The sequence below is a fragment of the Microcoleus sp. PH2017_09_SFU_O_A genome, assembly GCF_020738625.1.
Lineage (GTDB): Bacteria > Cyanobacteriota > Cyanobacteriia > Cyanobacteriales > Microcoleaceae > Microcoleus.
Window position 1 is genome coordinate 41,735 of record NZ_JAEQCF010000018.1, and the last position, 15,332, is coordinate 57,066.

Here is a 15,332-nt window from a genome sequence, read left to right on the forward strand (position 1 = left end):
CTAATTTCTTCTTATAACAGGAAATTCTATCATAAATTTTGTGCCTTTTTGTACTTGACTTTCGCAGCGAATTCTGCCTTTTAGTTTTTGCGTGACAAGGTTGTAAATAATGTGCAGTCCCAATCCTGTGCCGCCCTGACCTCTTTTTGTCGTAAAGAATGGTTCAAAAATTTTACTGAGATTTTCTGGGGTAATTCCTTTGCCGTTATCGGCATATTCAAATATTAGCCGATCGCCCTCTAGTTTCAAATCAAACGCCAGAATCCCCCCATTTTCTCCATCGTAAGCGTGAATTAGGGAATTCAACACCAGATTTGTCACAATTTGAGAGAACACACCGGGGTAACTGTCCAGTACAATATTTTCATCGCACTTAATCTCTACTTTGTGCTTAGTTCTTCTGAGTTTGGCGCTTAAGGATGTCAAAATCTCCTCTAGATAGTTTTTCACGTTAAACGTGCGTTTTAATTCGCTCGACTGATCTACAGCCACTTCTTTAAAACTGTGAATCAAATCTGCCGCCCGCGTGAGGTTGGATAAGATCATATTACTGCTTTGCAGCGCCGTATCCAGGAATTTTTCTAGCTCCGATCGTTTAATTTGTCCCTTGCTGTAAAGATCCAAAAATTTGGTGACTTTTTCAGCCAGTAGCGAGGCGGCAGTGATACCTACGCCGATGGGAGTATTTATTTCGTGGGCGACACCTGCAACCAACCCTCCGAGAGCAGCCATTTTTTCCGCTTCTACCAGTTTATTTTGAGCCGATTTTAAGTCTTCTAAAGTTTGGGACAATTCGCAGGTACGCTGCTGAACTAAGTTTTCAAGATTCTGATTGAATTGCTGCAAGTTCATGTAAAGTTGGGCGTTTTCAATCGAGATAGAAATTTGAGAAGACAGCAGTTTTAATAGTTCCAACCTGTCTGGCGTAAAAGCGCCTGTAGTCAGATTGTTTTCTAAATATAAAATGCCACTGAGTTTGCCTTGATGGATTAAGGGAGTGCAAAGAATTGATTTAGGTTGAACCGCAATTATATAAGGTGCGCGAGTAAATTGTCCTTCGCGGGTGGCATCATTTAAAACTATACTTTCCTGGGTACGGGCGACGTAGTTGACAACAGAAACTGCCAGCAAAGTTACTTCTCGATCTTCACATACAAAATCTATCGGAATTGATTGCATTACATTAACCCGCTCGACATCCACAGAGCCTGATGCTTCAATCACCCATTGACCAGATTTTTCTAGTATTAAAAAGCCTTTTTGTCCCCCGGCATTTTCAATAACAATTTTCATCAGTTTTGCCAGCAGTTTGTCTAGAACTATTTCGCCCGCTAAGGTTTGCGATGCTTTTACTGCTGTTGTCAAGTCTAGTACGCCTGCACCGTCGCTCGTAGTGCAAGCGCTACTCGTAGATTTGTGAGTTTCGATATTCGTTGAAATCGAGGGTGAAGTCAGCAACTGCGAGTATTTTGATTCTAAATGCGCTACTTTCGCTTTAGCTCCCCAGCGCTGATAGCAATAACGCGCTTCTGTCAAGTAAGTTTTCGCAATTCTTTCTCGTCCAATCGATAAATAAAATGCTCCTGCCAATTCTGCTGCTAGTGCTTGTACCTGTATGTATCCGTTTGTTTGCGCTCCGGCAATGGCGGAGTCGTAATATTCCATTGCTCTCACAATATCTCCCAATATTCGAGCTTTTTCAGCGGCAATCAAGTCACATTTGTGCTGGAGGTTCATCGGCGCAGAAAGTGCTTTTTTTTGCATTTTTTTTAGGTTGGTGTTTGCGTAAAAAAGATGCTCTTCTTGTACCTCTTTTGTTGCCGATGGATATGCTGCGAGTCGGGCTAGAGAATCATAAAAATGGTATTCAGGAACATTAATAAACCCCACAACTCCGTCTAAATAAACTTCGGCTTGCGCTGCATTTTCTAGCGCCAGCTCGACATTGCCAAATAAATAGGCTAATATTAATTTCTGTAAGTAAAAAGTTTGAAGTCCCACTCGATCGTTAACTTTCAACAGCAGCGGCAATAATGTTTTTTCGCTGTAAGCTTCACGTAATAAAATGTCGGGGCTTTCCATTTTCCCCATCAATTGCAAAACTGTTTGCCAATATATTTGATTCCAAGTCAATACCGTTTCTTGCTTTAGTTGAAATAGCAAATGGTTGTCATTTACCATTTTTCGTTCCAGTTGCGGCAATTCTTGACCAATAAAATACAAGGACTGACAAATATTTACGGCAGAATATCCAACCGATTCTAAATCACCATTTTCGAGCGCGCTTTGATAGGCTTCTTCTAACAGAGGTAAAGTATCTTTAACGTGATGTTTGCCGTGCATCAAAATGAAGGCAACTAAATTAAGAGTCTTGCTTTTGAATTCTAAAGCATTTAGCCGAGCGATCAAATTTAATGCTAATTGACCAAATCGCTCGCCCGATTCAATGTCTCTAACTATTCCTTTTAAAATTGCTCCGTAATTAGCATAACCGAAGGCAGAAAAAGCAGAGTTTCCGTAGTTTATAGATAAATTAACTTGCTCGCAGACAATCAACGGCAACAGTATGGGTTCAACAATCGAGGTAGCCGACAACATACTGGAAAGGACGCGCATAGTTGCTAATTTACGCGGCTCGGTCATCATAGGCAAGTCAATTAAATCTTCTATCTTTTTTCCTGTTAAATAAGCTGAGGTTTTGGTAAGTGCTTGCTGAATGTGGAGGGGAGTTGGCGATTTTGGAAAGTTTATTCCTAACATTGTGAGTGATTCCCGACCAATTGTTACCGCTTCTTGCAGTTTGGTTTGCATCGCACAAGCTGTGATTCGGATTTCAAAAACTTTGATTTTGTCTAGTTCATTTTTGGCGTATTGCAAGACAATTTTTGCCCATTTTTCCATTTGTTCAAAATCGGTATTGAGGTAAGCTGCTTCTGCTGCTGACTCGTAGAGTGCAAGAGTCAAGTCGTAGTCGGTTTGCCAACTTTGCATGGGAAGCAATGCAATACCTGCGGCCAAATATTTGACAGCGAGTTCATAAGCTGCACTGGCTTTTGCTTTGCGGCCCGCCATTAAATTTAATTTACATAAATGAAGTTTTTCTAATTCACTGCTGATGATTGGTTGGGCTGCATTTAGTTGGTTGACTAAATCGAAAATATGGTTTTCTAATTGCTCTGGATGCGCGTTTTGCAGCAAGAATCTGCCGATTTTGAGATGAATTTCTTGTTTCTGAGATTCGGATATTAAAGCGTAAGCTGCTTGCTGAACTCGCTCGTGCAAAAATTTATAAGTTGCGCTACCAGCATCAGCAACTGGTAGGGACAATTCATCTGTAACGTCTCTAGATATTTGGTCTGTTAACCCTGTGCTTGCTGCTAGTGCGATCGGAATTTTGTAAGCGTTATTCACGGGCAAAATCAGACCGGACTGAACTGCCTCCCAGAGGTGTGTTGCTGCGGAAGTCAGAGGTTGTTCGCTGATTTGGGAGAGAATTGCTAAATCAAATTTGTTGCCTATACAAGCGGCTAATGTTAGCAGTTCCTGCGTATTACCTGAAAGTTTCTGAATGTTGTCTATCATTAATTCCACAACATTGTCAGTTATTCCTATTTCTTGTATTTGCTCAATGTCCCACTGCCACTCGCCTGTGATTTTGCATTTTTTCACAGCTTGTTCTGGGATTTGTTCGGCAAAGTCAGACAAGTGAGGTTCGGCTCGATCGACCGAATTTTCAGAGGCTACAAATTTAAATTGTAGCATTTTTTGGGAGTAAAGAGACTTCAGCAATTGGGCTATAAAAAATGGATTTCCTCCGGTTTTGTGAAACAGTAATTGTCCCAAAGGTAGCGATTTTTCTGGGGCGCAGCTCAGAGTATCCGCGACGAGTTGATTGACGCTGTTAATATCTAAAGGCAAAAGGGCGATCGTACTTACATTCCCGCCTGCTTTCCTAATTGTTTCTGCGGCTAGCATTACGGGATGATTTGCATCTACTTCTGATTCTCTATAGGCTCCGATTATTAATAAGTATTGGCTGGCCATGTCAGTTGCTAGCAGTTGGATTAACTTGAGCGAGGCTGAATCAATCCACTGCAAGTCATCGAGAAAAATTACCAGCGGGTGTGCTTTTTGAGTAAAGATGCGGATGAATTTTTGAAATACTAAATTAAAGCGATTTTGAGATTCATTCGATCCTAAATCTGGCACAGAAGGCTGCGACCCGACAATCAGTTCTACTTCGGGAATAACTTCAATAATTACTTGGCAGTTGCTACCGAGAGCATTTAAAATTTTTTGTTTCCAAACTAGCACTTTGGCGGCTGTTTCTGTGAGAATTTGCTGCAACAAGTCTTGAAAAGCTTGGAGCAAAAAAGCGTAGGGAATATCGCGCTTGAATTTCTCAAATTTGCTGTCAATAAAATACCCATTTTCCCGGAGTATGGGTTGGTAAATTTCATAGACAAGCGACGATTTGCCAAGGCCGGCACAACCGGAAATAAGTAGGATTTCTGTATAGCCTCGCTTCATGCGATCGAACGTATTGAGAAGTAGATTAACTTCGGCTTCTCGTCCGTAAAGTTTTTGGGAAATTTGCAGGTGAGTTGACCGATCTTGCTCGCCGAGGGTGATGTGAGAAATTGCGCCGCTTGTTTGGAGTTGAGCGAGACAATTTTCCAAGTCGTACAAAAGTCCGAAAGCACTTTTATACCTGTCTTCGGCAGTTTTTGCTAATAGCTTCATTACGATATCGTCAACGGCTAGAGGAATCTCGTCGCTTTCTGTTTGATTGATGCTGCCTTTGACTTTCTGCTTTCTATTTTCGCCAGGAGAAACGGGCGTTTTAGCAATATGGCAGTGCACTAATTCCATCGGATCGATCGCATTAAAAGGCAATTCGCCGCAGAGCATTTCATAAAAAGTGACGCCTAAAGAATAAAAATCGGTGCGGTAGTCGATCGCCCGATTCATGCGTCCCGTTTGTTCGGGAGACAGATAGGCGAGGGTTCCTTCGAGTAAATGGGGGTGGGCCAGGGTGGGGTTTTCGCCTGGTAGCAGGGAGGCGATCGCAAAATCAGTAATTTTGACATCCCCAGTCTGGATATTGACAATAATATTGCTGGGTTTAATATCTTTGTGAATGATGTGATTTTCGTGGAGTTGTCCGAGAGTTTCTGCTAGTTTTATGCCTATTTGGAGAAATTGTTGTAACTCTAGCTGGTTGGTGCTGAGAAAATCTTTTAGGGAAATGCCACCAAAATCTTCTAAAATTAAAACAGGAAAGTGATTGTATTTTTCAAGCTTGTAAAGTTTGACTATTCCTGGTAAATTTAAATTTTTAAGGATTTCTGCTTCGTGCAGGAGTTGGGCTATTCGCGCTGGGGTAGGGTAGGTCGGTGTGAGAGTTTTCAGGATAACTGGTTTTTGTTCTTCAAGCTGCATCCCTCGATAAATAACTGTGTGGGGGTTTGTATAAAGTTCTCCGTCAATGCGGTATCCTGGAATAGTAATCATGCTGTTTGGGAGTGATTTAAAAATTGAAGTTTTATATAAATTTCGGCTGGGCTGGAATGATAGAGAGGAGACGGCTTGGCCTTAGTCCCTACACCAGATTAATCGTAGGAAAACGGCACTGCCGTGTCCTGATTTCTACACCAGATTAATCGTAGGGAAACGGCACTGCCGTGTCCTGACTTCAGGTAATACTTATCTATATTGTAGTATTCAAAAAATCAAAAATTGTATTTTGCGATCGCGCCAGTGCCAAAATAAACTGGTGCGTGCAAATCAACAGGTAAAATCTCAAAACAATCATGCAGAATATAACTGCCTCAAATCCAGCTACTGCGACCGATCGCGCTTTGGGCACCGCAGACATTAAACTACTGGTAGTGGATATCGACGGGACGATCGCAGGTTTGTCAAATCAGATCCGAGAACCGGTCAAGCAGGCCATTTCGGCAGCCCAGTCGCGGGGAGTGAAAGTAGCTGTCGCTACGGGCAGGATGTACCAGTCTGCTTTGCGTTTCCACTCGCATATCGGCTCAACTCTGCCGCTGATTTGCTACCAGGGCGCGTGGATTCAAGATGTCGCGAGTCAAAAGCGGCTGCGCCACTTACCGCTGTCGATACCAAGGGCTTTGCAATTGTTAGAGCATTTTGAAGTACCGGAATTGCGATCGCTCCTGTCGATCCATTTCTACATTGACGATAAACTGTATGTACCGGAAATTACCACAGCTACCCGACTTTATGCCGAACGATCGGGTATTGAACCAAATGTAATTAAAGATTTGCGGCGAGATATTCCGGGGGAACCGACGAAAGTCTTGGCTTTGTGCCAGAATCCGGAGGTACTCGACGGCTTGCTCATTAGTATGCGCGAGCGTTACACGCCTGCGGAGCTTTATTTAACTCGATCCGTTGCTACTTTTTTTGAAGCGACGCATCCTTTGGCGAATAAGGGAGATGCGGTGAAGTATTTGGCGGAGGAAATTTTGGGTTTGCAGGCGGCGAATGTGATGGCGATCGGCGACAATTTTAACGATCTAGAAATGATTTCCTACGCGGGTGTGGGCGTGGCGATGGGGAATGCTCCTGATGGGGTGAAGGCTGTTGCTAATTGGGTGGCGCCGGATGTGGAGGATGATGGGGTGGCGTTGGCGATCGAACAATTTGTTTTGGGCGATCGCTGATATTTGTAGCAATAATAATTTTCCCAAAATTATAGGGGCACGGCACTGCCGTGTCCCTATAATTTTAAAAATGTCTTTCAACAGAAAAAGCACCGACGACTGGCCGTGTTTCGTCTCGGTGCTTCTTCTGGTTCGCTCCTCACACGTCCATTAATATAGCTAACTCAGTACATTGTGTCAATACTTTTAACAAAAGTTTTTTTTTGAGTCTGCTGCGGGTGCGTGCGATCGAGGCAGAACCTTTGTAATGCAAGGGTTTAGCCGATCGCCCTGCACATCCATCCAAGCCGAAAAAATTTACTTGAATTCAACCAGCCAGTCCAAAATCAGAGTATTCACCTCATTTGGTCGTTCGTCGTGGGGACAGTGGCCTGTGTTGGGAATTGAGACAAATTTGACGGGTTTACCGTTGGTGGCCAATTCTTGGTAAATCTGGCTACCGGCGATCGGCGTCCAGGGGTCATCTGCGCCCCAAAGTACCAATAACGGACGATCGACCTTTGGCAGCAATTCCGACGGTTGAGGGCCTGCTGGGGCCGTGAGAATCGAGGCAAATACTTGTTGAGCTCCGGGCTCGCAGGAGGGCGCGTGGAGGAGTTCTACGAGTTCGTCGGTAATGGCTTCCCGATTGCCGTAGACTTGGCGCAGGGTGTTGCGGATGCGGTGTTTTTGCCGGATGTTGTTGAAGACAAAGGGGCCGATGATGGGCGATCGAACTAATTTAGCAAAAGTCCCCATGATTAATCCCAGGGGAAAACTCAGTTCTTCGGGTCGGTGGTTGAGTCCGCCGGCACAGTTGATTAAGACACCGCCGGCGGAGATTTCTGGATGGTTGGCGACTACCATCAAACTTAGCAATGCGCCGATCGAATTTCCGACAAATACCGCCGGTTCCTGTACCAAATCTGCCCAGAAATCGGTGAGTAATTCTTCCCACAATTCCAGGGTGTAATCGAGGGCCGGTTTCCCGGAAGCCCCGAATCCCAACAAGTCCAGGGCAAATACGCGGTAGCCGCCGGCAGCGAGTGCGGGGATATTTTGCCGCCAATGCCCGATCGAAGCCCCAAATCCATGAATCAAAATCAGAGGGCGGCCCGTGCCTTGGACGGTATATTGGATTTTGTGACCTTTCCAAGTCCAAATTAATTTTTCAAAGCTGGTTGCAGATACTAATTGTTGTGCAGTCACGGCTATTATGTAAAGTTTCGTTAACTACTTTCATCATAGCAGAAGGAAGAAGTCAGTAGTCAGTAGTCAGTAGTCATGAATTATTAATGATTAATGATTAATGATTGGTGATTGGTGATTGGTGATTGGTGATTTGTGATTGGTGATTTGTGATTGGTGATTTGTGATTGGTGATTTGTGATTGGTGATTGGTTATTTGTTGTCAGTTGCAATACCCAATGCCCAATGCCCAATGCCCAATGCCCAATGCCCAATGCCCCATGCCCCATGACCCATGCCCGATGCCCCATGCCCCATTCCCAATTTTTACTTTTTTTGCAACAACCAATAAGTCATCATCTCCCCCTTACCTTTTACCGGAATCATCCCTCGCCTCTCAAACAAATACTTATCTTTCAAAAGCTCATAAGTGACATCAGTAACTTGAATGCTGCCGGAAAATCCCGTAACTTCCATCCTCGCCGCCACATTCACCGTATCTCCCCACAAATCATAGGTAAACTTGCTCACACCAATCACTCCCGCTACCACCGGCCCGGAATTGATACCGATGCGAATTGCCAGTTTTTCTCCTGTCTCGGCCGACAACTTAGCTATTTTTGCCTGCATTCCCAAGGCCATTTGGGCGATCGCCTCAGCATGATCGTCTCTCGGCGTCGGCAATCCCCCAACTACCATATAAGCATCACCAATCGTCTTAATTTTCTCCACACCGTACTTTTCAGCTAACTGGTCAAAGTGCGAAAAAATCACGTTCAATCGCTTTACCAACTCCGTCGGAGACATTCTCGCCGACAGTTCAGTAAAGCCAACAATATCAGCAAATAAAACACTGACTTCTGCAAAACTATCAGCAATTGTAGTTTGCTCCGCTTTCAAACGTTCAGCTATTGGTTTCGGTAAAATATTTAACAGCAACTTCTCGCTTTGTTCCTGTTGAACTTTGAGCGCTTCTTGAGCTAATTTACGCTCTGTAATATCAGAAACAGTACCTTCATAATACATCAGCTCACCTTTTTCATCTCTAACAGCTCGGGCATTTTCTGATACCCAAATCCGGTGGCCGTCTTTGTGAGAGACCATAGATTCAAACCCCAACACAGCATTTTGTGCATCCATAGCCGCCTCGAATTCCTGGCGGCGTTCCGGCTCAATGTACACTTGAGAAGTATTTTTAATACATAACATCAGTTCTGCTGGCGAGTTATAACCATACAATTTTGCTAAAGCTGGATTAGCGCTAATAAACCCTCCTGAAGGCGTGCTTTGAAAAATGCCTTCCATCGCATTTTCGACAATACTGTGATATCTTTCTTCAGCAATTCGCAGTAATTCTTCGGCTTTTTTGCGCTGAATCAAAGAACCTAATTGACTGCCTACAGCATCAAAAACATCTATAAATCGCGCGTCTTTCCTACCTGGCAAAATTTTAAAGAAAACCAGCACTGCCAAGAGTTCATCGCCTACCACAATCGGCACACCAAAAGCTGCTTTAAATCCGGTTGCTTGTGCTATTTGACTTCGAGTAAAAGGCGGGTAGCCCTGGGTAATATCTTCTACCCACTCCGGTTGCTTGGATACCCAAACTCGTCCCGGTAGCCCAATATTCCTGGCAAATGTCAGTTTTTTGCTTTCCCTGCGGAACCAGTCCATGCTGGCGTTGCCCGCATACCAACCCCTGGCAGATTCCAGGAAAGTTCTTTCTGCATTGGGAATCCAAGCTTCTCCTAAATCCCATCCGATTGTTTCGCCAACTTGGTGCAGAATTACTTCTAAAGCTGAGTCAAAGTTTACAGCTTCGCCGATCGCCCGCGTAATTTCCAGCAAAAACCGGATTGATTCTTGAGCCCGCTGCCGTTCCGCGATTTCTTCCTGCAATCTCGAATTGCGATCGTGCAATTCCCTGGCTTGCTGTTGCAGTTTCGATTGCAGCGATCGCAGCGAAAGTTGGTTTTCGACGCGGGCCAAAACTTCTTCTACTTGAAAAGGCTTAGTAATATAATCTACTCCTCCTACTTGAAAAGCTTTAACTTTTTCCAGCACGTCATCTAGCGCACTAATAAAAATCACCGGAATATCTTTAGTATTTTCAATTATTTTTAACTGCTGACAAACTTCATAGCCGTTCATTTTCGGCATATTAATATCTAGTAAAATTAGATCCGGAGGAGACATTTGTGCCGCTTGCAGAGCCAGTTGTCCGTTAATCGCCTTCCTGACTTGATACCCGTGGGATCCGAGCATAGTGGATAAAAGTCGCAAATTGTCCGGCATATCGTCAACGATCAGAATGTCTCTAGGAGTCGCTGGTAGTGGCTGGTCGTTCATCATAATATAATTGAGTTAAATCAATAATGATATCTATCCGAAAATTCTCGACCAAATCTTTTAAAGCGTTAGCTAGATTTGCTTCAGTTTCGGGAATTTGCTCGATCAGTTGGAGAATGCGATTGTCGTCAACGCAAAGTGCTGCTTGGTACAAATCGACTACCCAGTCTCTGGGCATTACACTCAAATCCTCCGCGGTCAAACTTTTCAGCAGTTGCGGTGCCGAACCAGAAGTAGATGAGTTTTCTTCCTCATAAATATACCGCAGGTTCAGGTGATGAGCTATCTTTTCAAATAGTACCTCTTCCCGAAACGGTTTACAAATGAAATCATCACAACCAGCAGACAAAATTATGTGTCGCTGCTCGTCAAAAGCACTAGCAGTCAGGGCAATAATTATGGTTTCTTTTCCTTCTGGAGTTTGTTTGATCAGTTTGGTTGCTGCGTACCCGTCCATCACTGGCATCAGCATATCCATTAAGATCAGGTGCGGCTTCCAAGTTGACTGTAAAGCAATTCCTTCTTGACCGTTAGTTGCTTCCTCGACTTCAAATCCCAGCGGTGCGAGCAACTTAAGCAGCAGTTGGCGATTTTCGGCTACATCTTCAACTATTAATATCCGATAAATTTGCTGTCCGGCTTCTAAAGCAATAACTTGTTTTGCCGTCGTTTTTTCTTGTTCGTCGCTTTCTGTTACTAACTTAACCTGGATATTAAACGTGAAAGTTGTGCCTTGACCGAGTTGACTTTCCACAGAAATATCACCTCCCATAATCCTGACAAACTGTTGGCTGATCGGCAATCCTAGCCCGGTTCCCTGCATGGATCTTCGACCTGTTTCGGTTTGTACGAAGGGCTTGAATAATGTGGGAAGTTCCAAGGGGGAAATGCCGGGGCCGGTGTCGGAAATTTCAAACAGCAATTGAGATTGATTTTCTTCACTCACGTTGGTTTCTGCTTGGCTGCTAACGCGCAGAGTAACAATTCCGTGTTGAGTAAATTTAATTGCATTGCCGAGCAAGTTAATTAAAACTTGCCGCAATTTAGATTCGTCTGTTTGAATGTACTGCGGCAAATCGCCGATATTTTCAAAGATTAGATGCAAGCCTTTGGAGTTGGCTTTTAGTTGCAGCATTTCTCTGAGGCTGTCGAGAATGTTGTAGAGGTTGAAGCGGCTTTCATTAATGGTAATTTGACCTGCTTCTATTTTGGACATTGACAAAACATCATTGATGAGTTCTAGCAAATGTTCGCCGCTGCGGTTGATAATTTCTATGTATTCTTTTTGTTCTGGTGTGATAGAAATGTTGCGAGCCATGACTTGGGAAAAACCGAGAATGGCATTGAGAGGCGTCCGCAATTCGTGACTCATGGAAGCGAGAAATTGGCTTTTGGCGCGGTTGGCAACTTCCGCGTTTTCTTTGGATTTAATCAGTTCCATTGACTGCCTTTGAGTGCGAGCGAGCAATTCGGCTTGCTGCAATGCTACTCCTAGCTGGGTGCCTACATGAACTGCAACGTTGATTTCAGCTTCGCTCCACTGACGGGGAGCTGAATTTTGATAGGATGCTAGCAATCCCCAGAGCTTGTCACCGCAGAAAATTCGGACGGTAATATAGGATTTGGCTTGAAATCTTTCTAGCAATTCGATGTAACAAGGGCTGAAGCCTTGCTTGTAAATATCTTGGACGCAAAGGTAAGTTTTACCTCTGCTGTAGGCTCCACCTGCGGTTTCTTGCAAATAAGTATCGCAGATTTCTTGTGAGGTGCTATCGAATTTTTGGACGAGGCAATTTTCGCTTTCTAAGGCGCCTTCTGTGAAGTTGGGGTCTATTTGCTGTGCTTGGATGAAAGAAATCCACTTGCTGTCAACGGATTCGGCTACAAATTCGCCGCTCCAGTCAGGATTGAAACGGTAAAGCCCGACTCGATCGCATTTCATGGTTTGGCGCAATTCTCGGGTTGTCGCGTGAAAAATTTCTCGGAGATCTAAAGTCTGCCGCATTCTTTCAATGATGCGGGCGATCGCTCTTTGGCGCAAAGCACTTTCTTGCAATTCGGTTTCTGCTTGCTTGCGTTCGGTAATATCTACAGCCATTGAAGCCGTACCGATTGCTTTGCCATTCTCGTCAATTAGCTCAGTATTGTACCACTCGCAGATGATAATTCTGCCGTCTTTGGTCAGATTTTCGGAAGTGGCGCTGGATTTGGCACTCAAGCCACGATCGAAAATCTCAGATGCTTGTTGGCGGTAGCTTTCAGGTACAATCAAATCGGTGGCGACTCTCCCTTTGGCTTCTTGCTCGCTGTAGCCAAAAATAGCTTCTGCTGCGGGATTCCAAGTGATAATTTCTAAACTCAGGTTTAACTCGATCACTGCGATCGGCGTTTGCTGCAATAAAAATGAGATTCTTTGCTGCGATGCTAGCAGTTTTTCTTCGGCTAATTTGCGATCCGTGATATCATTAGACGTGCCGAGAATTTGTTTCGGTTTACCATCAGCTTGTCTCAGAAATACTGTATCCCAACTGTGCATCCACCGCCATTCGCCGTTTTTGTGCCTCATCCGGTATTGAAATTCGATGATGTCACCACCTTGAGATCGATCGAACTTTTGAATATGTTGAAAAAAAGCCGATAAATCCTCGGGGTGCACCAGAGTTTGGAGCATGGCTTTACCCATATCTTGTATTTCTTCTGCCCCGTAGCCGAGGATCGTCGCAATTTGGCGGTTGGTGTAGACATTCCGCTGCTCAATTAAATCGTAAACGTACAATAGGTTGGGATTGGAATCGGCGATCGCCTGAATGAAGTGCTGGCTTTCTCGGAGTGCAGATTCTGCTTGTTTGCGATCGGTAATATCTCGCGCTACCATAATTACTGATTCTGCTGACAGCGGAGAAACTTTAGCATCTAGCCAAACTTCGCGATCTCCAACTGTATAGCTATATTCAACATTGATGCTTTGCTTCGTTTTGATCACTTGTTGGATGGTATTTAATACCAAATCTGCTACAGATTGTGGCAAGACTTGATGGGCGGTTCTGTTAATCATTTCGCTGGCAGGTTTGGCAAAATTCGTCGCTGATGTCGGTGCGATTTTGATGCAGCGCCCTTCTGCATTTCTCACTAAAACTATGTCAGTCATGGCAGCAAAAATAGTCCGCAATTCTGCTTCTGACTCTTGCAGAGCTTGCTCGGCGAGGATGCGGGTGCGAATTTCTGCTTGCAACTGTTTATTTTGCCGATCGAGCTGCCCAATTCGCTTTTTCTCTCGATCGATCAGTTGAACTTGAGCCAGCGCTATCCCTAGTTGAGCCGCCACCGCTTCTAACAAGTCGATTTCATCTTTCGTCCATTCCCGGTAGCGATCGCACTGGTGCAAGCAGATAGCGCCATTTGCCCTGCCTTGGTAGGAAGTGCGAATTGCCAGCATCGATTTTAACCCAATCTCGCGGCAAATCGGTCTAATAGCTTGCAAAAGAGGGTCTGAGTAAACATTGTTGGAGGCGATCGGCCGATCTTGTATCATCATTTGTACGATGTGAGGATTTCCCCAAATAGGAATGGGTACGTTCCAAATAGATTCCCACTCGGGTTCGAGATACTCCGCCGCCAGAGGAATATCGACTTGGGGAGTAGTAATGTAAGTATGAATCAAGCAGCGATTGACGTAGAATGTCTGACCGATTTGAGTTGCGGCTGTTTGAAAAATTTGTTCTGGATGCAAGCTAGATCGAATTTCTTGAGTTATTTTGGCAATCAGCAACTCTCGCTGAACTTTCCGTTCTAAAGCAGATTTAGCTGCGGCAGTTTCTATTTCTGCTTGCTTGCGATCGCTGATATCAAAAAGCACGCCATACCAAACTATATCGCCATTGTCGCGCATTTCTGGTCGAGAATTAGATTGCAGCCATTTGAGTTTTCCCGACGGCGTAACAATCCGCCATTCAAAGGCAAAAGGTTCTAAAGTTCGAGCGCTTTCTGCAATCGTTTCCATCACATATTCTCGGTCATCTGGATGATTTCGATCCCATACCAAGCCAGCATCTTTTAAAATCTTTTCGCTCTCTAATTCGTAAATTTCCCGACAAGCATAACTGATATATTCAAACTTATAACTTCCCTGTGGATTTTGCACTAATTGGTAAATAACGCCCGGTATATTAACCGCCAATTTCTGCAACCGCGCTTTGCTTTCCCGGAGTGCTTGTTCTGTCTGCTTCCGAAATTCTACCTCTCGTTGCAGTTGGACATTCTGCTGTTTTAATTGTTTCGATAGCTGCTGGATAGTCAATTGACTTTCGATCCGCGCTAAAACTTCTTCCACTTGAAAAGGCTTAGAAATGTAGTCAACACCGCCAATTTCAAAAGCTTTTACCTTATGAAAAGTTTCATTAAAAACGCTCAGAAAAATTACCGGAATTTCCCGAGTCTTTTCGTTGGCCTTCAGTTTTTCGCATACTTCGTAGCCGTTCATTCGGGGCATGGCAATATCTAGCAAAATCAGGTCTGGTAGAACGGTAAATTTAGCATTTACAACCATTCCTCCAGAAATAGCCCGCTGAACTTTATACCCTTCTTTCGTTAAGATATTTGATATAAACCGAAGGTTGTTAGGCTGGTCATCAATAACTAAAATGTGAATGCTTTCTTTGTCAATTACCATTTTTTTCTAGAGCCATTTTTCCTGTCTATTGTTAGCAGGTCAATTATTTAATGAAGCGAGAAATTAATTTCCTGAAAATCAAATGATTCATCAAGCCTTTTCAAACTAAGCATACAGAGATTTTTTTAGATAAGTCCATTGACTGACGTGCCTTTTCCTAGTTTTTTTTGATCCCGATATTAGATTGCCAACTCCTATTAACCGAATTGTTGCCATATTTTATCGTAAAAACAAATCCAATTATTCCCTGAAAATATTAAGTTTTGCCAAAAAAATCATTGATTAGGCACTCCAGATTTTTAAACCTGAGTTTTTTAACTCTGTTCTAGGGCTGCGATCCGTCTTTTCGTACATCTAACCGCTCGTAAAAACATGGACAAAGCTACCCAAAAGTAGTCAATGTTAGACATCTACGTTGGTAATTTTAGTCCACAGTCCTAAAACTACAGGAA

General features: G+C 43.8%; 5 protein-coding genes. 1 reads left to right on the forward strand and 4 read right to left on the reverse strand.

Annotation, left to right across the window (positions count from 1 at the left end):
- Window positions 1-5,514 (reverse strand): ATP-binding sensor histidine kinase, encoded by a 5,514-nt coding sequence (locus tag JGK16_RS09670; RefSeq protein ID WP_293190347.1) that lies wholly within the window; start codon window positions 5,512-5,514, stop codon window positions 1-3.
- Between the two features lie 299 nt (window positions 5,515-5,813).
- Between JGK16_RS09670 and JGK16_RS09675 the strand changes: the two genes are divergently transcribed.
- Complete coding sequence (locus tag JGK16_RS09675) at window positions 5,814-6,695, forward strand: Cof-type HAD-IIB family hydrolase (protein WP_293190345.1); 882 nt, start codon at window positions 5,814-5,816, stop codon at window positions 6,693-6,695.
- 297 nt (window positions 6,696-6,992) lie between these two features.
- Here JGK16_RS09675 and JGK16_RS09680 read toward each other — a convergent pair whose 3' ends face one another.
- From JGK16_RS09680 to JGK16_RS09690, 3 genes are all read right to left on the reverse strand, one after another.
- Entirely contained in the window at window positions 6,993-7,883 is an 891-nt protein-coding gene (locus JGK16_RS09680) for an alpha/beta fold hydrolase (protein ID WP_293190343.1), read from the reverse strand.
- A gap of 306 nt (window positions 7,884-8,189) precedes the next feature.
- Window positions 8,190-10,214: an adenylate/guanylate cyclase domain-containing protein gene (locus JGK16_RS09685; protein ID WP_293190341.1), complete on the reverse strand. Its 2,025-nt coding sequence runs from the start codon at window positions 10,212-10,214 to the stop codon at window positions 8,190-8,192.
- Window positions 10,180-14,880 (reverse strand): PAS domain S-box protein, encoded by a 4,701-nt coding sequence (locus JGK16_RS09690; RefSeq protein WP_293190339.1) that lies wholly within the window; start codon window positions 14,878-14,880, stop codon window positions 10,180-10,182. The genes JGK16_RS09685 and JGK16_RS09690 overlap by 35 nt, the downstream gene beginning before the upstream one ends.
- Between the last annotated feature and the right edge of the window lie 452 nt (window positions 14,881-15,332).